Origin of the sequence: Angustibacter sp. McL0619, assembly GCF_049994355.1 — a bacterium.
Taxonomy (GTDB): domain Bacteria; phylum Actinomycetota; class Actinomycetes; order Actinomycetales; family Angustibacteraceae; genus Angustibacter.
Map to the genome: position 1 here is coordinate 3,972,218 of NZ_CP188257.1, position 16,881 is coordinate 3,989,098.

Annotated in this window: 19 protein-coding genes; 7 read left to right on the plus strand and 12 right to left on the minus strand. The window is 69.8% G+C overall.

The genetic code is table 11. The features are described from left to right. The first annotated feature begins 32 nt into the window (after positions 1–32). The 3 genes from ACPPVT_RS18480 (at position 33) to ACPPVT_RS18490 (ending at position 1,967) form a co-directional block, all read left to right on the plus strand. On the plus strand, positions 33–626 hold the full coding sequence (locus tag ACPPVT_RS18480) for a hypothetical protein (protein WP_426562838.1): 594 nt from the start codon (positions 33–35) through the stop codon (positions 624–626). Further along, a complete protein-coding gene (locus ACPPVT_RS18485; protein WP_426562840.1) occupies positions 623–1,561 on the plus strand; it encodes an OmpA family protein in 939 nt (312 codons plus the stop codon). Before ACPPVT_RS18480 ends, ACPPVT_RS18485 begins: the two co-directional genes overlap by 4 nt. A gap of 247 nt (positions 1,562–1,808) precedes the next feature. Next, positions 1,809–1,967, plus strand: coding sequence for a hypothetical protein (locus ACPPVT_RS18490; protein WP_426562842.1), 159 nt, complete (start codon positions 1,809–1,811; stop codon positions 1,965–1,967). Between the two features lie 30 nt (positions 1,968–1,997). Here the strand turns inward: ACPPVT_RS18490 and ACPPVT_RS18495 are convergent, their stop codons facing one another. From ACPPVT_RS18495 to pcrA, 5 genes are all read right to left on the minus strand, one after another. Further along, positions 1,998–2,384, minus strand: coding sequence for a hypothetical protein (locus tag ACPPVT_RS18495; protein WP_426562844.1), 387 nt, complete (start codon positions 2,382–2,384; stop codon positions 1,998–2,000). A 5-nt stretch (positions 2,385–2,389) separates the two neighbouring features. Continuing rightward, complete coding sequence (locus ACPPVT_RS18500; protein ID WP_426562846.1) at positions 2,390–3,193, minus strand: alpha/beta hydrolase family protein; 804 nt, start codon at positions 3,191–3,193, stop codon at positions 2,390–2,392. A 236-nt stretch (positions 3,194–3,429) separates the two neighbouring features. Continuing rightward, entirely contained in the window at positions 3,430–3,999 is a 570-nt protein-coding gene (locus ACPPVT_RS18505; protein ID WP_426562848.1) for a dihydrofolate reductase family protein, read from the minus strand. 137 nt (positions 4,000–4,136) lie between these two features. Further along, positions 4,137–5,261, minus strand: coding sequence for a hypothetical protein (locus ACPPVT_RS18510; RefSeq protein ID WP_426562850.1), 1,125 nt, complete (start codon positions 5,259–5,261; stop codon positions 4,137–4,139). A gap of 195 nt (positions 5,262–5,456) precedes the next feature. Next, positions 5,457–7,805, minus strand: a complete 2,349-nt coding sequence (gene pcrA, locus ACPPVT_RS18515) for a DNA helicase PcrA (protein WP_426562852.1) — start codon at positions 7,803–7,805, stop codon at positions 5,457–5,459. Between the two features lie 50 nt (positions 7,806–7,855). Here pcrA and ACPPVT_RS18520 point away from each other — a divergent pair, with 50 nt between their 5' ends. From ACPPVT_RS18520 to ACPPVT_RS18530, 3 genes are read left to right on the plus strand one after another with little or no spacing between them, the layout of a single operon-like run. Next, positions 7,856–8,788, plus strand: a complete 933-nt coding sequence (locus ACPPVT_RS18520; RefSeq protein WP_426562854.1) for a cation diffusion facilitator family transporter — start codon at positions 7,856–7,858, stop codon at positions 8,786–8,788. Positions 8,789–8,826: 38 nt separating this feature from the next. Continuing rightward, positions 8,827–9,552 (plus strand): PIG-L deacetylase family protein, encoded by a 726-nt coding sequence (locus tag ACPPVT_RS18525; protein WP_426562856.1) that lies wholly within the window; start codon positions 8,827–8,829, stop codon positions 9,550–9,552. 52 nt (positions 9,553–9,604) lie between these two features. Next, a complete protein-coding gene (locus ACPPVT_RS18530; RefSeq protein ID WP_426562858.1) occupies positions 9,605–10,327 on the plus strand; it encodes a VOC family protein in 723 nt (240 codons plus the stop codon). A gap of 5 nt (positions 10,328–10,332) precedes the next feature. Here the strand turns inward: ACPPVT_RS18530 and ACPPVT_RS18535 are convergent, their stop codons facing one another. From ACPPVT_RS18535 to ACPPVT_RS18550, 4 genes are all read right to left on the minus strand, one after another. Continuing rightward, entirely contained in the window at positions 10,333–10,614 is a 282-nt protein-coding gene (locus ACPPVT_RS18535) for an ASCH domain-containing protein (RefSeq protein ID WP_426567204.1), read from the minus strand. Between the two features lie 31 nt (positions 10,615–10,645). Then, positions 10,646–12,094: an MATE family efflux transporter gene (locus ACPPVT_RS18540; RefSeq protein ID WP_426562860.1), complete on the minus strand. Its 1,449-nt coding sequence runs from the start codon at positions 12,092–12,094 to the stop codon at positions 10,646–10,648. A 95-nt stretch (positions 12,095–12,189) separates the two neighbouring features. Further along, positions 12,190–12,636: a MarR family winged helix-turn-helix transcriptional regulator gene (locus ACPPVT_RS18545; RefSeq protein WP_426562862.1), complete on the minus strand. Its 447-nt coding sequence runs from the start codon at positions 12,634–12,636 to the stop codon at positions 12,190–12,192. Between the two features lie 67 nt (positions 12,637–12,703). Next, positions 12,704–13,966 (minus strand): P1 family peptidase, encoded by a 1,263-nt coding sequence (locus ACPPVT_RS18550; protein WP_426562864.1) that lies wholly within the window; start codon positions 13,964–13,966, stop codon positions 12,704–12,706. Positions 13,967–14,140: 174 nt separating this feature from the next. Here ACPPVT_RS18550 and ACPPVT_RS18555 point away from each other — a divergent pair, with 174 nt between their 5' ends. Beyond that, on the plus strand, positions 14,141–14,812 hold the full coding sequence (locus tag ACPPVT_RS18555) for a VOC family protein (protein ID WP_426562866.1): 672 nt from the start codon (positions 14,141–14,143) through the stop codon (positions 14,810–14,812). Positions 14,813–14,826: 14 nt separating this feature from the next. On the opposite strand, the gene ACPPVT_RS18560 is transcribed toward ACPPVT_RS18555, so the two are convergent. The 3 genes from ACPPVT_RS18560 to ACPPVT_RS18570 all read right to left on the minus strand — a co-directional run bounded on the left by ACPPVT_RS18560 (position 14,827) and on the right by ACPPVT_RS18570 (position 16,870). Next, positions 14,827–16,065 (minus strand): RNA polymerase sigma factor, encoded by a 1,239-nt coding sequence (locus ACPPVT_RS18560; protein WP_426562868.1) that lies wholly within the window; start codon positions 16,063–16,065, stop codon positions 14,827–14,829. Further along, entirely contained in the window at positions 16,062–16,421 is a 360-nt protein-coding gene (locus ACPPVT_RS18565) for a YciI family protein (RefSeq protein WP_426562870.1), read from the minus strand. The genes ACPPVT_RS18560 and ACPPVT_RS18565 overlap by 4 nt, the downstream gene beginning before the upstream one ends. Positions 16,422–16,516: 95 nt before the next feature. Beyond that, positions 16,517–16,870, minus strand: a complete 354-nt coding sequence (locus ACPPVT_RS18570) for a hypothetical protein (protein WP_426562872.1) — start codon at positions 16,868–16,870, stop codon at positions 16,517–16,519. Between the last annotated feature and the right edge of the window lie 11 nt (positions 16,871–16,881).

The window sequence follows — 16,881 nt, forward strand, 5'->3', positions numbered from 1 at the left end:
CCCGGCGGTGGGCGACGGAGGGACTGCTCAGGATGAGGCGCACGGGTTTCGCGATGGTGCTGGCGGGCGCCCTGGCCGTGACGGCCCTGGCCGCCTGCTCGGGCGACGACAAGCCGTCCGCAGGCTCCAGCCCGTCCGGGTCGTCCTCGCCGGCCGCAAACCCTGGCACCGCCTACCCGGTCGGGCCGACCGCAACGCCCAGCGCCGAGCCGGCACTGGGCACCAAGCAGGCCCGTGACGGGTGGGTGTTCACGCTGACCGGCGTGCGACGGGTGGCCGACGACCGGATCGTCGTCGAAGGGTCGCTGGACGGCTCCAAGGCCACCACGAACTTCAGCGTGTGGACCGAGCCGGGCTACCAGACCCTCAAGGACGCGAACGGCGCCGTCTCCTCCCCTATCAACGGTGAGTTCTCGGCGGTCCAGCTGACCACCGCCGGCGACGCGTCGGTCTACCTGCCGGTACGGGACAAGAACAACATCTGCCTATGCACCCGGCTGGGAGCCGCGGGTGGCAGCGCGTCGATGCCGGTCTACGTGACGATGAGCGCCCCGAAGGGCACCGACCAGGTCACCGTGAACGTCACGGGAGCGGGCACGTTCGCCAACCAGAAGGTCACCCAGTGAGGCTGTTCGGCACGCGTCGACGCGCGCTGGCCCTGGCCGGTGTGCCGGCCCTCGGGGTGGCCGCGATCGCCCTGAGCGCGCCCGCGGCGCTGGCCGACCCGGCCGGCACGGCGGTCCGTGCGCCGAAGGGCTTCGTGCTGCGGGTCGAGCGGGCCGAGCGGCCGTCGGCGGGAGTCGTCCGGCTCACGGTCGAGCTGTCGGCCCGCGGCGATGAGGGCGCGTCGCTGGCGCTGCTCAACGGCGACGCGCCCGGCTTCGGTCAGGCCACCGGCCTGGCCGGCCTGCGGGTGGCCGCGGCCGGCACGGGCACCGTGGGGACGGCGCTGACCAAGGGCAGCGACTGCGTGTGCACCAGGATCGCTGTGCCGGCGAAGGGCCAGGCCGTGCTGGCCACGGTCGACCTGGCCGACCCGGGCGGTAGCGCGCTCGACGTGTACCCGGTCGCGGCTCAGCCGGTGCTGGGTCTCGCGGTGTCCGGGACGCCGTCCCCGGCCGCCGACCTCGACCAGTTCGACCTGCGCACCACCGAGGCGTTCACCCGGTCCCGGACCGCCGCGGCGACGGTCAACAAGGGCAAGGCGGTGCGGGTCGACCTCGACACCGCCGTGCTGTTCAAGCTCGACTCCGCAGCGCTGACGCCGAGGGCCAACGCGTCGCTGGACGCGGCCGCCAAGGCTCTGAAGCAGCAGTCCGGCCGCAAGCTTGGGATCTACGGTCACACCGACTCGCAGGGCACGACGGCGCACAACCTCGTGCTGTCGCAGCAGCGCGCCGTGGCCGTCCGGGACGCTCTGGCGACCAGGCTCGGGGCCGGCTGGACGTTCGACGTCCGCGGGTACGGCGAGTCCAAGCCGCTGGTCCCCGAGACGGGGTCGGCATCCGACGTCCGACAGGCGCAGGCGAAGAACCGCCGCGTCGAGGTGCAGGTGCTCTGACCGGCGCGTGTTTCCACGCCTGGTCCGCGTCTGGTGAGAGCCCTCACTGGGTGTCCCTATGGACGGTCGCGCTGGTCAGGCAGTCGTTACCGGAACTGCCGCGTAACAGACGGGCGAGTTGTTCGTGCCGAGCCAGCCGACCGCCGCTCCTGCCGCAGGGACACCGAGTTGGCCTCCCGGTGGTCTTGACGGCGCACTGGGCGCAGCGGATGGTGAGTCGCGGGCCGAGGATCGGAGCCGAGCCGTGATGAAGCGAGCGCTGTGCATGGTCGCCGGCCACAACTGGAAGCGGGTGCGCTACCCAGGCAGCCCCGACGGGTACTTCCTGAAGTGCCTGCGGTGCGCCAAGGTGCGCGACGAGCCACCGGGCTCGGGTGACACCAGCTACATGGCCGCCCCGATGTGATGACTGGAATCCGCTTACGTCCGGTCCGACTCACTCTTGGGGGCCATCTCCCGTTCGAGCCAAGCGCTCGCGACTCAGATACCGAACCGGCTTGCCGAGCGACTCCGCGTAGGCAATCTCCCGTCGGGTTGACTCACCTACATAGCCTCCCGGATCCACCATGTACACCTCGTCAGCCATGCGAATCTTCTGGAAGTGCATGGCGCCGAGCCGCCCCTTCAGGTCCGAGCAGTCGGCTGTCCAGTCGTAGTCCGGCAGGTCGGGGAGGCGGAACATTCCGAGGCTGATCACGACGCAACCATCCAACGTGAGCCGCTCGTTGACCTCCGCGAACTCGGCCTCAAACTTGGTCGAGCCGCAGAGCGTGATGACCTTCGCCTCACCCTCGGCCGACTGCGGTGTCTGCTGGTTCTCCACAAGGTTCATTGTCGGTGAACGGCAGTACCAGTCCAATCGCCGCCCGGATCTGGCACGCGCACCAACACGTCGGCCAGGAAGCTGTAGGCGAGCTCACGCTCTGGCTGCCGGAACTCGTGGTCGCCGGGCACTGAGTGGACGCGGACGTCCCGCACGCCCAGTTGGCGCAGTCGCCGGTGGAGCTCGTCGGTCCCTCGACTCCACACGTCCTCCTGGGCGGCGATGACCAGGACCTTGCACCTGGTCGAATGGGCGAGCACGTCCGCGACGTCGAACCGTGCGGCGAAGCCGGGTACGACGAAGTCGGCCTGGAAGCCGGCGTCACGGGAGAAGGACTCGCGGTAGGAGATGCACCCGCAGTTCGACACACTGGCCCGGATGCGCTCGTCCCAGGCAGGCGCCCACATCGCCATCCGGCCACCGAAAGAGTGCCCGATGAAGCCGACGCGGGCCGGGTCCACTTCGGCCAAGGTGCTCGCGTAGTCGATGGCCAACGACACCTCCTGAAGCTCGTCAGCCAGCAGGGTGCGCCCCAGCACGACTCGCGAGGACAGCTCGAACCAGCCGACGTTCGACCCGTCGGCCCAGTTACGGTCCTCAAACCCGATGGAGTCCGGGGCGATGGTGACAAAGCCGCGCTGAGCCAGCTCGGCCGCGTACGCCTGGTCAGGGTTGCCGCGCAGCCCGCACACCTCGCTCTTGCCGAGATCGAACTCACCAGCGTGCTGGTGGTGGCAGAACACCAGCGGTGCCGTCCCCTCCAGCTGGTCGGGGATGCATACGAACGCCGAGGCACGACCTGAAGGCACGTCGTAGGAGACCAGGCGGCGCGCGTAACCATCACACTGGACCTCCTCGTGGATCTCAGACTCGAGTGCACCTGCCTCAGGCACAGGTCCAAGCAGGCGGAGCAACTCCTGACGGGTCAGGACTTCGCCTGCAGGGACGGCTACTTCAGCTGCGCGCCTCGACATGGAACCCATCGTGCCGCGAGAACTGTCGTTCCGTCGTCGAGGCAGCGGCCAACGTGCCAGGACACATCGCGTCAAGCCGTTACTCGCGCGGGCCGGTATCGCAGGGCGACCGCCCCCGACCGGAACTCATGGCGATCCACGAGCTCGAGCTGGATGCGCTCGCGCAGACCGGCGAGCAACGTCGGCCCCTGTCCGGCAACGACCGGCTGCACAAGGAACCCGTACTCGTCGATCAGTCCCAGATCTGCCAACGCCAGGGGGAGCGTCACGCCACCCACGAAGAGGCCCTCGCCTGGCTCCTGCTTGAGCCGCTGAACCGCTTGCCCCAAGTCGCCTCGCACCAGCTCGGCATTCCAATCCACCCCGCTCAGCGTGCTCGACACGACGTACTTCTTCGTCCGGTCGATGGTCTCGGCGAACGGGATCTCCCACTCATCCATCCAGTCAGGCCACGTGCTCGTGGCCGGCTGCCGCCACGCCGCCTCCATCATCTCGTAGGTCACCCGGCCGAATAGCAGGGCATCGGCTCGTCTCATCTCAGCGGTCCAGTAGCGCATCGACTCCTCGTCGGGCGGGAGCCCCGCCTCGTGATGGCAGCAGCCGTCGAGTGTGACGTTGATCGAGTATCGAAGTGGTCTCATCTCGTTGCTCTCCCTTGGTGCGCGCAGCGCGTTTTCACCGGACCGCACTCAGACCACCGTCGGCGCCATTTCTCATCGGCGGCCGATCCCAGCGGTTACATGGTCCGGCTGGTGCGTGATCGAGCAGTCATAGCCGATCAAGACGCCTTGCTCGCGTTGCCGGAGTGGGCGGACGCGTCGTACCAGCGCAGCACCCGCAGCGCCCTCAAGGTGTTCCACCGGCTAGGCGTCCCGTCGGGTTCCTCGAACCGGAAGTGGACCGCGCCTGAGTGGCTGTTCTCGAGCAGCCAACGCCCGTCGGGTCGGCGCTTCGCGCGGACGCGTTCGATCGCTTCGGTCAGCCGCGGATCCGGAGTGCCCCCACGACGGGCGAAGTACTCCGTGGCCTTGAGCAGGTCGTAGTGCCAGCGTGGGGGGTAGGAGAACAGCGCCCACTGCGGGTTGACCACCTCGCCCGTGCGCAACGACCGGAAGAGGTTGCGCCGGAGCAGGTACTCCTCTCCGTTCCGGCGAACCCGGCGTACCTCCTCTGATCCGCCGGTATGGCGCTCCCACCTCAGCAGCGCGTCGATCACGTCCAGGGTGCTTGCGAAGGATGCCGGCGCTGGGCGCGTCTCGGCCCAGCAGTTCCAGCCACCATCCGGCATCTGGTCTGCCACGAGCCGCCGCACCACCGGGTCGACGTCGACGCCCAGGTAGGCACCGATCAGGATCGTGCCGGCGTTGATGCAGCAGTCCACTTCGCCGGCGAAGAACGGCAGGCCGTCGTACTCCCAGCGGCAGTTGCGGGCCACCAGGTGTGCGGTCTCTTGCATCACCGGACTGTCCGGGGGTACGCCCAGGTGGCACAGGTCGAGCAGGGCCGGGTACGTCGCGGTCCACGGCTGGCCCGGCTCGGCACTCGACTCGTCGGTCGGCGCCTCGGCCGGTTCCGCGTCGGGCGACGGGAAAGGAGGCGGTGGCTCACCGGCAGCCAGAGCCCGCGCAGTGGCCGCTGCGAACGCCGCGGTACGCGGAAAGCAGGCTCCGTTCGCCCACAGGCCATCAGGAGCCCGCAGCGCCAGCAGCCGAGCACCCCAGCCCTCGTGCTCCACCCGCGCTCGCTCGGTCGCCACCTCGGTCTCCGTGGCGTTGACGAGGTCGCGCAGCACCTGCCAGCGGATCGCCGGATCGCCCTGCAGCAGCCACTGCACAACCGGATCGTCCTCGGCCATCGGCGGCGTTCGTGGCTGGTAGGGGCCTTGACTCTCCGTCGGCTCCATCCATGAACCCTAATCGGAAGAAGTGCACGCATCTAGCCGCGTTGAGCCCGATGCCTTCGCGGCGTCGTGCACGTCGCATTGCTCGACAACGTTGCCCATGCGGCAATAAGGCTGTTCGAAGAGCAACGCCAGGAACTGGGCCGCCACAGAGCCAACATCCCGGAATCCTTGGGCGTGCGGCTGGGGCATACCCGGTCAGAGCTTCTCGACAGGCGCGTAGCGCAGCAACAGCCGCTTGACTCCGTCGTCGCCGAAGTCGACGTGGGCCATGCTCTTGTCGCCGGAGCCCTCCATCTGTACGACGGTGCCGAGACCGAACGTGTCGTGGGTGACCCGGTCCCCCGGCTCCAGGTGCAGGATCTCGCGGTTGCCGGGCGAGCGCACCCCTGGCTGCTGCGACAACCTGGCGACCGCCGGGGCGGACGCCCCGCGCACCCCGGTGGTCTCGAGCCGCCGCCAGTCGACGACGTCGGCCGGCAGCTCATCGAGGAAGCGGGACGGCGGGTTGTACGACGGCGCACCCCACGCGCTGCGCACCGCGGCCCGGGACAGGTACAGCCGCTCCATCGCCCTGGTGATGCCCACGTAGGCGAGCCGGCGCTCCTCGGCGAGCTCGGTGGCGTCCCCGAGTGCGCGCAGGTGCGGGAAGACGCCGTCCTCCATGCCGGTCAGGAACACCACGGGGAACTCCAGGCCCTTGGCGGTGTGCAGGGTCATCAGGGTCACCACGCCGACGTCCTCGGCCTCGGCGTCCGGGATGTCGTCGGTGTCGGCGACCAGCGAGACCCGCTCGAGGAAGTCGGTCAGTGAGCCGCCGGGCTCGGTCTCCTCGAACTCGCGGGCCACCTGGACGAGCTCGGCGAGGTTCTCCAGCCGCGTCTCGTCCTGCGGGTCCTGGCTGGCCTGCAGCTCGCTCACGTAGCCGGTCTGCTCCAGGATGGCCTCCAGCACGGTCGCCGGCCCGGCGCCGCCGTCCACGATCGTGCGCAGAGCCTCGAGCAGCGCGGTGAAGGCGCGGATGCAGGCCAGCGAGCGGGTCGCGATGCCGGGGGCCTCGTCGGCCCTGGCCAGCGCCTCGGCGAACGAGATGCGCTCGCGGTCGGCGAGCACCGCGACGACGGCCTCGGCGCGGTCCCCGATGCCGCGCTTGGGCACGTTGAGGATGCGCCGCAGGTTGACCGTGTCGGCGCCGTTGGCGAGCACCCGCAGGTAGGCCAGGGCGTCCTTGACCTCACGACGCTCGTAGAACCGGGTGCCGCCGACGAGCTTGTAGGGCAGCCCGACCCGGACGAGAACCTCCTCCACCGCGCGGGACTGGGCGTTCGTCCGGTAGAACACGGCCACATCCCGCGGCTTGACGCCCTCGGTGTCGGAGAGTCGGTCGATCTCCTGAGCCACGAAGGACGCTTCGTCCCACTCGTTGTCGGCGACGTAGCCGACGATCTTGGGGCCGCCGTCGTGCGCCGTCCAGAGGTTCTTGGGACGGCGGTCCGGGTTGCGCGAGATCACCGCGTTGGCGGCCGTCAGGATGGTCTGGGTGGAGCGGTAGTTCTGTTCGAGCGTGATCGTGCGGGCGTCGGGGTAGTCGGTCTCGAACTCGACGATGTTGCGCATCGAGGCGCCGCGGAACGCGTAGATCGACTGGTCCTGGTCGCCGACCACGGTCAGCTCGCCGGGCGGCACCTCGACCTTCTCGACGGCGTCGTCGGCACCCCGCCTGGCCTCGGACGTCGAACCGCCGACCAGCTCGCGGACCAGCACGTACTGCGCGTGGTTGGTGTCCTGGTACTCGTCGACCAGCACGTGCCGAAACCGCCGCCGGTAGTGCTCGGCGACGTCCGGGAAGGCCTGCAGCACATTCACCGTGGTCATGATCAGGTCGTCGAAGTCCAGCGCGTTGGCCTGGCGCAGCCGCTGCTGGTACATCCGGTAGGCCTCGGCGAGGTTCTGCTCGGCCGGGTTGCCGCCCTCGCCGCGGGCGCGCTCGGCGAACGTCTCCTCGTCGATCAGCTCGTTCTTCAGGTTGGACACCTGGGCGCAGAACGCGCGCGGCGGGTAGCGCTTGGGGTCGAGGTCGAGGTCGCGGCAGACCAGGGCCATCAGCCGCTGGCTGTCCGCCGCGTCGTAGATCGAGAACGTCGACTTCAAACCGACGTGGGTGGCCTCGCGGCGCAGGATCCGCACGCAGGCGCTGTGGAAGGTGGACACCCACATGGACGCCGCCCGCGGACCCACCAGCCCGGCCACCCGCTCCTTCATCTCGCCGGCGGCCTTGTTGGTGAACGTGATGGCCAGCACCTGACCCGGCCGAGCGCCTCGGGCGGCCAGCAGGTACGCGACGCGGTGGGTGAGCACCCGGGTCTTGCCCGAACCGGCCCCCGCCACGATGAGCAGCGGCGAGCCCTCGTGCAGGACGGCCTCGCGCTGCGGCGGGTTGAGCCCGTCCAGCAGCGCCTCCGGGGAGCGCGCCGACCCCCCGGACGGGTCGTCGGAGGATTCGGGCCCGAAGCCCGGGACGGGGAGGTCGTCGAACAGTGTGGTCATCGCGGACCAGCCTACGTCCGGCCACCGACGACGCCCGTAGGCTGACGGTGATGAGCTCGCACAGTCACAGTCACGGTCCGGCCCTGGACGTCGGCGCGGGCGCCGGCGAGCACCGCGGCCGGCTCGCCGCGGTGCTCGCCATCTCGGTCACGATCCTGGTCGTCGAGGTGGTCGGCTCCGTCGTGTCCGGCAGCCTCGCGCTGTTCGCCGACGCCGGTCACGTGCTCACCGACGTCGCCGGCCTCACGCTGGCGCTGATCGCGGCCACCCTGGCCCGGCGCCCGGCGTCCGACCGTCGCACGTGGGGCTACCGGCGCGCCGAGGTGCTGTCCGCCGCCGCGCAGGCGGCGGTGCTGCTCGCGGTGGGTGGCTTCGTCATCGTGGAAGGCGTGCGACGGCTGATCGATCCGCCGGACGTCGAGGCCACCGCGATGCTCTTCTTCGGAGTCGTCGGACTGGCCGGCAACATCGTCGGCGTCGTCGTGCTGCTCAGCGCCCGGCACGCGAACCTCAACCTACGCGCGGCGTTCCTGGAGGTGCTGAACGACGCCCTCGGCTCGCTGGCCGTCGTGGTGGCCGCGGTGCTGATCGCGACCGCCGGCTGGCTGCGGGCGGACGCGGTGGCCTCGCTGCTGATCGGCGCGCTGATCCTGCCGCGGACCTGGCGGCTGCTGCGCGAGAGCGTGGACGTGCTGTTGGAGTCGACCCCACCCGGACTCGACCTCGCAACCGTCCGCGAGCACCTGCTCGGCGTCCCGCACGTTCTGGAGGTGCACGACCTGCACGCCTCCCAGGTGGCAACCGGGCTGCCCACGCTGTCCGCGCACGTCGTGGTCGAGGACGCATGCTTCCACGACGGTCACCTGCCAGGCATGCTGGACCGGCTGCAGGACTGCCTCGCCGGGCACTTCGACGTCGAGCACTCCACACTGCAGTTCGAGGCGCGCCGGCATGGCGCGCACGAGCCCGCAGCGCACGCCTGATAGTTCCGCCCGACCTTTCCGCCGCCGAGGAGAACCGAATGCCGTTGCCGGACAGCGAGATCGAGCGCGTGCTGGCCGTCGCCGCGCACCCTGACGACATCGACTTCGGCTCGGCCGCGACGATGGCGGGCTTCGTCGCGGCGGGGATCGAGGTCACCTACCTGCTGTGCACGTACGGCGACCAGGGCGGCTTCGACGACACCCCGCGCGAGCAGATGCCGGTGATCCGCGAGGCCGAGCAGCGGGCTGCGGCGGCTGCGGTCGGCGTGCAGGACGTCCGCTTCCTGAGCGGGTACCGCGACGGCTGGCTGGAGCCGACGTTCGAACTGCAGCGCGACATCTGCCGGGTGATCCGCCAGGTCCGTCCGCAGCGGGTGCTGACTGCCAGCCCGGACCGGTTCTGGGACCGGATCGGCGCCAGCCACCCGGACCACCTGGCGGCGGGCGAGGCGACCGTCCGGGCGGTCTACCCGGCGGCGCGCAACCCGTTCTCCTGGCCGGAGCTGATCGACGAAGAGGGCCTGCAGCCGTGGACCGTGCAGGAGATCTGGCTGTCCGCACACCCCGAGGCGAACCACTGGGTCGACACCACCGACCACTTCGCGAAAAAGGTGTCGGCACTGAAGGCGCACGTCAGCCAGACTGGCCAGCTTGGTGACGAGCTCGAGGCACGGCTGCGGCAGTGGGGAACCCTGACCGCCGCAGCCGGCGGGCTGGACGACGGACGGCTGGCCGAGGCGTTCCGGGTAATCGCGACCGGCTGACCGCCTCACCCGGCAGTCCTTGGGGCCGACTGCAACAGAGAGGCGGATCGAGATGACCTCCCAGCTCTTCGCGCTGTCCTTCGACGCGAACGACCCAGCCCGGCTGGCCGACTTCTGGGGCGGCGTCCTGGGCTGGCAGCAGGCCGACGACCCGGACGGCGGCGTCGCACTCGTGCCGAGCGACGACACCGGGTTCCGGCTGCGGTTCCTCGCCAGCAGGGAGCAGAAGGTCGTGCAGAACCTGATGCACTTCGACCTGACGAGTGCGTCACTGGAGCAGCAGCAGGAGACGGTCGCGAAGGCGCTCGCGCTCGGTGGCCGGCACATAGACGTCGGCCAGCTGCCGGAGGAGGAGCACGTCGTGCTCGCGGACCCCGAGGGCAACGAGTTCTGCGTGATCGAGCCGGGCAACAACTTCCTGGCTGACTGCGGCTTCATCGGAGCCCTGGCATCCGACGGCACCCAGCAGCTCGGCTACTTCTGGAGCGAGGCGCTGGGCTGGCCGCTGGTCTGGGACCAGGACCAGGAGACCGCCATCCGCTCGCCGCACGGCGGTCCGAAGCTCACCTGGGGCGGACCCCCGCTGATGCCGAGGGCGCAGCGGAACCGGCTGCATTTCGATCTGGCACCACCCATCGGCGGCGACCAGCAGGCGGAGGTGGACCGGCTGGTCTCCCTCGGGGCGAAGCGGATCGACATCGGCCAGGGCGAGGGGACCTGGGTGGTGATGGCCGACCCGGACGGCAACGAGTTCTGCGTGCTGACCCCCCGCTGACGTGGTCAGACGATGTGGAACTCGATCCGGTAGACCAGAGTGTCGTCGTGGATCGGACCTGCGTGAGCAGCCCGATCCCGTAGTGCCTCCCGATCAGTCTCGCCAGAGGCGAGTACGTCGTCCTCGGTCACGGCCGAGAAGGGCAGGAGCTCGACCTCGTCGATCTCGATGAGGACGCCGCAGGTCGGGTAGCGGCCACCGACCTTGACCTGCAAGCGGCTCCAGAGCCGGATCGAGACGGTGATCTCGCCGCGGGCCACCGCGTCACGAAGATCTCGGCTGAACATCACCTCCGACACGTTACGGCTCGGCGAGCAGTCACGCTGCGGCCGGCTCGAGCACCTCCTCGGCGCGCTCCAGGCTGCCCTGGGCGAGGCCGCGGTCCATCGCCGAACGGGATACGAGCCACATCACCAGGCCCACGAGGAACACCAGGGCCTCGGTGACGGTCAGCGCCCAGATGACGCCCGCGAGGCCGAACCACAGGTTGCCGAGAACCACGATCGGGATGAACAGGACTCCCTGGGACACCGACATCACGATGGCCGGCACCGACCGTCCGGTGGCCTGGAACAGCGACGTGATCAGGCCCGCGAAGCCGTTCGCGATCATCGCCACGAGCTGCGCCGTCAGGATCGTCACGCCGATCGCGAGAACCGACTGGTCCGCCACGAAGGCGGAGAACAGCTGCTCGCGGAACAGGAACACGGCCACCGAGAAGATGAGGCTGATGCCGCCGACGGCGATCGCGGAGGCGCGCAGTGCCGACCTCAGTCGCCTGCGGTCCCCCTTGCCGTACGAGTAGGCGAGGAGCGGGAGCACGCCCAGCGTGACGCCCATCACCAGGAACTCCGGCACCTGCGCGATGCGGACCGCAACACCCATGGCCGCGAGCGGGCCGTCGCCGTAGGCGGCTGCAAGGTTGTTGAGCACCAGGGACGTGACGATCAGGAAGCCGGACTGGAGCAGCTCGCCGACGCCCACCCCGAAGACGGGCTTCAACACGGCGGGCGAGAGCGTGAACCAGCGCGGCGCGAGGCTGATGTGCGTGCTGTGCCGGTGCAGCCAGCTGACGAAGTACGCGACGACGGCGAGGTTCGCGAGGCCCATCGACAGCGCAGCGCCCGCCACGCCCCAGTGCAGTACGAGGATGAACAGGAGGTCGAGCACCAGGTTCGCGACCGTGGAGGCGATCAATCCGATCATCACCTGGCGCGCGGCGCCCTCGGCCCGCACGAGCTGTTCGAGGCAGAACGCCGCGGCGAGCACCGGGACGAAGACGAGCATCACGGCGACGTAGGCGCTCGTCGCCGGCATGGCGGCAGGATCGGCGCCCAGCAACGAGACGAGCGGGTGCAGCAGCAGCAGCCCGAGGCCGCCGAACAGCACCCCAGCGATCACCGAGCCCCAGACGGCGAATGCGGCGACGTGCTTGATCTCGCCTGCCTTCGCGGGCTCGCGCTCGGCGGCACCGAGCAGCCGCGAGATCAGTGCGCCGCCGCCGACGCCGAACACGCCGCCGACCGCCATGACCAGTCCGAGCACGGGTGCGCCGAGCGTGATCGCCGCAAGGAGTGCGGTGTCGTGCAACGAGCCGATGAAGCCGGCGTTGATGAGGTTGTAGACGGCGCCGACGATCATCGCGGCGGCCATCGGCACGCAGAGGTGCACGAGGGCGCGGACGATCGGTGCCGCGGACAGGTACCAGCGGTTGGTGCCGAGGGCGTCGCGTCCGGCCAGGTTGGGTTCGAGGTTCGTGGTGCTCATGGCTGCTCCTTCTCCGGGCAGGTTCGAGCGCGCGCCCGACGGAAGCCGGCGCGGCGAGGGTTGTCTAGATGCGCGGCTGGGCCGCGTGCTCCCGGTTACGACCGGGTCGGTTGCGGCAGTTCCGCGGTGATCTTCAGGAGCAGGGCCTGGAGGGTGGCACGCTCGGCCTGGCCCAACGGGGCGAGGATCGTCTCGTCGGCGGCAGCCATCGCAGACTCGAACCCGGCGATGAGGTCACTGCCGGTCTTCGTCGCGTAGACGCGCTTGCTCCGCTCGTTGCCGCCCTCCGTGCGGCGCTCCACCAGGCCGCGGCGCTCGAGCCCCTGGAGGAGGCTCGAGACGCTCGCCGCGCTCGTCCGGCTCATCTGCGCGATGTCGCGCTGGATCGCTCCGGGGTTCTGCGCCAGATAGCCGAGCACGAATGCCTGCTCGTGGCTGAGCTCGCGGGCCCGGATCCAGTCCTCGCCGGCCTTGCGCTGAGCCCAGCCGATCCAGCGGACCAGCTCGAGGCTGCTGGCGAGGTCTCTCTTCGGCGCGTCCATGGTCAGAACTCTAACTGTTAGAGTCCTAACTGTCAAGGCTCGAACTGACTCGAGTGCGCCACCAGCGCTATCCGGAGAAGCCCGGCCCGTACAGCTGGTGCTCCTGGACGATCTCCACGAGGCGGTCCAGTGGCAGCTCGTACAAGGTGGTCTGGAAGCCGGCGAGCGTTCGTGCCTTGGTCGCCGAGTTGTGTGCCGCCTCCTGGAACGCCTCGGACACCGCGTGCATGAACGGCGTGATCTCCGCGTCCGGGATCGACGTCGCCGGGTAGTAGTCCGGGACGACGTCCTGCCGCACGTCGTTGGCCGTCGAGAACGCCAGGTACATGTCGCCGGAGTTGTTGTCGGCGATGCCCCCGGTCGCTCCTAGGCCAATCCCGGCCCGCATGGCGAGGCGCTTGCACTGTGCGGGCAGGAAGGGCGCGTCGGTGGCGATGATGGCGATGCACGAGTGGTGACCGGCGGGAGGGCCGGAGCGCGGCACCTCGTCGTAGGTGATCTCCTTGCCGACCGGAGCGCCGTTCACCCGGTAGTACTCGCGTTGACGGCTGCCGTAGTTGGTCTGCACGAACACCCCGACCGTGTAGTCCTTGCCGGCGTAGCTGACGATCCGCGACGACGTACCGCTGCCGCCCTTGAAGTCGAAGTAGTGCATGCCGGTGCCACCGCCGACGTTGCCTTCGCGCACCGGGCCGCCCTTGGCACTGGCGTAGGCGTGCCGCACGTGCTCGTCCTTGATCCAGGACCCGGACAGGTCGTTCATCGACCCGTCGTACGTCTCGGCCACGACGGGCAGCAAGAACTCCAGGTCCGGCAGCGTCTCGAGCCCGATCTTGATCAGCGCGTCCCGGACGACGCCGACCTGGCTGGTGGTGGTGATCCCGATGACCGACGTGAGCATCCCGGTCTCGTCGATCCAGTGCGTGCCTGTCATCTCGCCGTTGCCGTTGTGCGAGAACCAGCCCGCGTGGCACCAGTTGTTCTGCATCGGCTCGGTGCGGGGCTTGATGATCGTCACGCCGGTGCGGGCGATACCGGGCCGGTCGAAAATCAGCGTGGTGTAGCCGACCTGGACGCCTGGGACGTCGGTGATGGCGTTGTGCTTGCCCGTGGGCAGAGTGCCGATGATGATTCCCAGCTCGCGCAGGCGAAGGCGCTCGCCCTTCTTGATCCGGTCCAGCACCTGCGGCGACAGCGGCGTCGTGCTGACCGCTGCGTGCGCAGCCCCGGCACCGGCCAGCGAGGTGCCCGCAAGCGCAGCGGCAGCAGCGGAGTAGCCCAAGACGTTGCGGCGGGAGACCCCGCCCGGACGAAGGTTTTCGCTCGACATGGCGCCGCCCTTTCCAGCGACCGGCGGCGGACCCCGTTGTCCGCGCAGGGGTCGATCGCGAGGATCGTTCACCGTACCCCGCCCCGGATCAATTCCGGCATCGAACCGGGTGGCCACGCATGCGCGGCTGTTGGAGGGTTCGTTGCTGCAATACCGTCTGTCGCGGAGGCGAGCATGAGCGAGCAGGGTTGGAAGGACTTCCTGGCCGCCGAGGGCGTGGACGACTGGGTGGTGCTGCACGGCGGCGCGAGTGCGGTGTTCCGTGTCGCGTCCCTCGCCGAGGCAACCCGGCTGGCCGACGTGGTGGCGCGTGTCCCTGGCGTTGCCGGGGCGGGAGTCCTGCTGACGCTTGGCGACGACCGACTCAGTGTGCGGCTGACGCGCGATCTGTGGTGGCTGGAGAGGCGGCACGTCGACCTCGCGCGAGAGATCTCGACGCGGCTAGGCGCACACGGAGCGGTGGCCGACCGCGGGCTGGTGCAGGAGGTCCAGCTGGCGATCGCGGCGAAGCCCGAGGCGCTCGATGTCGACTTCTGGCGCGCCGTCCTGGGGTATGCGGCGATGTCCGACGACAACGCGGTCGACTCGCTCGGCCACAGTTCGACGGTCTGGATGCAGGAGCTTGAACCGGCCAAGCCGCTCGAGCACGCGATGCACGTCGACGTGTCCGTCGCTCGCGAGCACATCGAGGGCCGCCTGGCTGCGGCGCTGGCCGCGGGCGGTCGCATCGTCGTCGACTCCAACGCGCCTGCGGGCTGGATCCTCGCCGACCGGGCTGGCAACCGGGTGTGTATCGCCGCCTGGCCCGACGGGGCGACGGAGTCCGCGGCTGCTGACCAGCTGTAGCTTGCGACCCCAGCTCAGCTAGGCCCGAGCTGGTCGCGGCGACGGGTGATGTACGCGACCTCGGCACTGTTGGTGGCCAGCTCGAGCGCCTTCTCGTACGCGGCGCGGGCATCCGACGAGCGCCCGAGCCGGCGGAGCAGGTCGGCCCGGGTGGCGTGGTAGGCGTGGTAGCCGTCCAGAGGCAGCCGGTCGACCAGCGCCAGCGCCACCTCCGGCCCGTCGAGCTCGGCGAGGGCGACGGCCCGGTTGAGCGCGACGATCGGTGACGGGTCGATCCGCGCGAGCTGGTCGTAGAGCGCGACGACCTGCGGCCAGTCAGTGTCGCGTCCGCCCCTGGCAGAGGTGTGCACCGCATTGATGGCGGCCAGGATCTGGTAGCGGCCGGCGCGTCCCTGGCCCGCTGCGACAGCGGAGATCCGCTCCCGCACAAGGGCCCGCCCCTCGGCGATCAGTGCGGCATCCCAGGCGCCGCGGTCCTGCTCGTCCAGGGTGACCAGCTCGCCGGACGCCGAGACCCGGGCCGTGCGGCGAGCCTCGGTGAGCAGCATCAGCGCCAGCAGGCCGGCCACCTCGCCATCGGAGGGCATCAGAGCATGCAGCAGCCGGGCCAGCCGGATCGACTCGAGGGTGAGGTCGCTTCGGACGGCCTCCTTCTCGGGATCCGAGCTGAGGTACCCCTCGTTGTAGACCAGGAACAGGACCGCCAGGACGCCGGAGACGCGGGCGGGCAGGTCCTCGGTGGAAGGCACCCGGTACGGGATCCTGGCTGTCTTGATCTTGCCCTTCGCGCGGGTGATCCGTTGGCCGATGGTGCTCTCCTGCACGAGGAAGGCGCGGGCGATCTCTGGGGTGGTCAGCCCCCCGACCATGCGCAGCGTCAGCGCGACCCGAGCCTCCATCGACAGGGCCGGGTGGCAGCAGGTGAAGATCAGCCGGAGCCGGTCGTCGTCGATCGCGCCGAGCGACTCAGAAGGCGGCCCGTCGTACAGCATCTGCGCCTCCTGATGCTTGTCGTCCCGCCGGGACTCCCGGCGCAGCCGGTCGATGGCGCGCCGGTTGGCTGTCGTGGTGATCCAGCCGCCGGGGTTCGCGGGTACGCCGTCGATTGGCCAGCGCTCGACCGCCACCGCGAACGCCTCGGCTGCCATCTCCTCGGCGAGGTCCAGGTCGCCGAAGCGCCTGGTGAGCCCGGCAACCACCCGGGCCCACTCCTCGCGGTGGACCCGGGTGACCGCCTCAGCGACGTCCCTCACATGCTCGCGAACGGGCGTACCTCGACCTTGCCGCGGCAGGCCTTCGACCCCTCGGCGGCCAGCTTCAGCGCCACGTCAAGGTCGGGGGCCTCGATGATCCAGAAGCCGCCGAGATACTCCTTCGACTCCAGGTAGGGGCCGTCGGTGAACACCGGCTCGGCGCCCTGCCCGTCGACGACGGTCGCGGTCGTGGCCGGACCCAGGCCGTTGGCGTAGACCCAGTAGCCCTGTTCCTGCAGACGCTCGTTGAAGGCGCCGGTGTCCGCCATCGCTTCGTTCATCGCCTCCTCGGAGGGGTAGCTGCCGTAGTCGGTGCGCTCGGCCGGCCCAAAGACCGACATCAGGTACTGCGTCATCTCTGGCTCCTTGGGTGTCGTGGACCGGTGCGGTCCGCTTCTTACCCTTGCTACGAAGGCGTCCGGCCCGATCCGACACTCTGGCCCAGGCTTCTTCAGCGCCAGATCGCCGCGACCATCACGTTGACGATGGCCAGTCCGCCGACCAGGTGCGCGAGCAAGGTGGTGTCCTTGCCCTCCTTGTCGCGCCTCGCGCCGACGATCGCCAGTGCGAGGACGACGATCGCGACCACGAGCTTGACCGCCATCTTCGCGTGGTTCAGGTCCTTGTCGACCGCATCCGACTCGGCCAGCCCCACCAGCACGATGCCGGCCAGCAGTGCGGTACCGGCGCCGTCCCGCATGATGCCCAGCACGCGCGGCTTGCGCAGCACGGTCAGGTAACCACCGACGACGGCCGCCATCCCGAGCAGGTGGATGACCACGACCAGGTTGTAGACGACGTCCATGTCGCGATCCT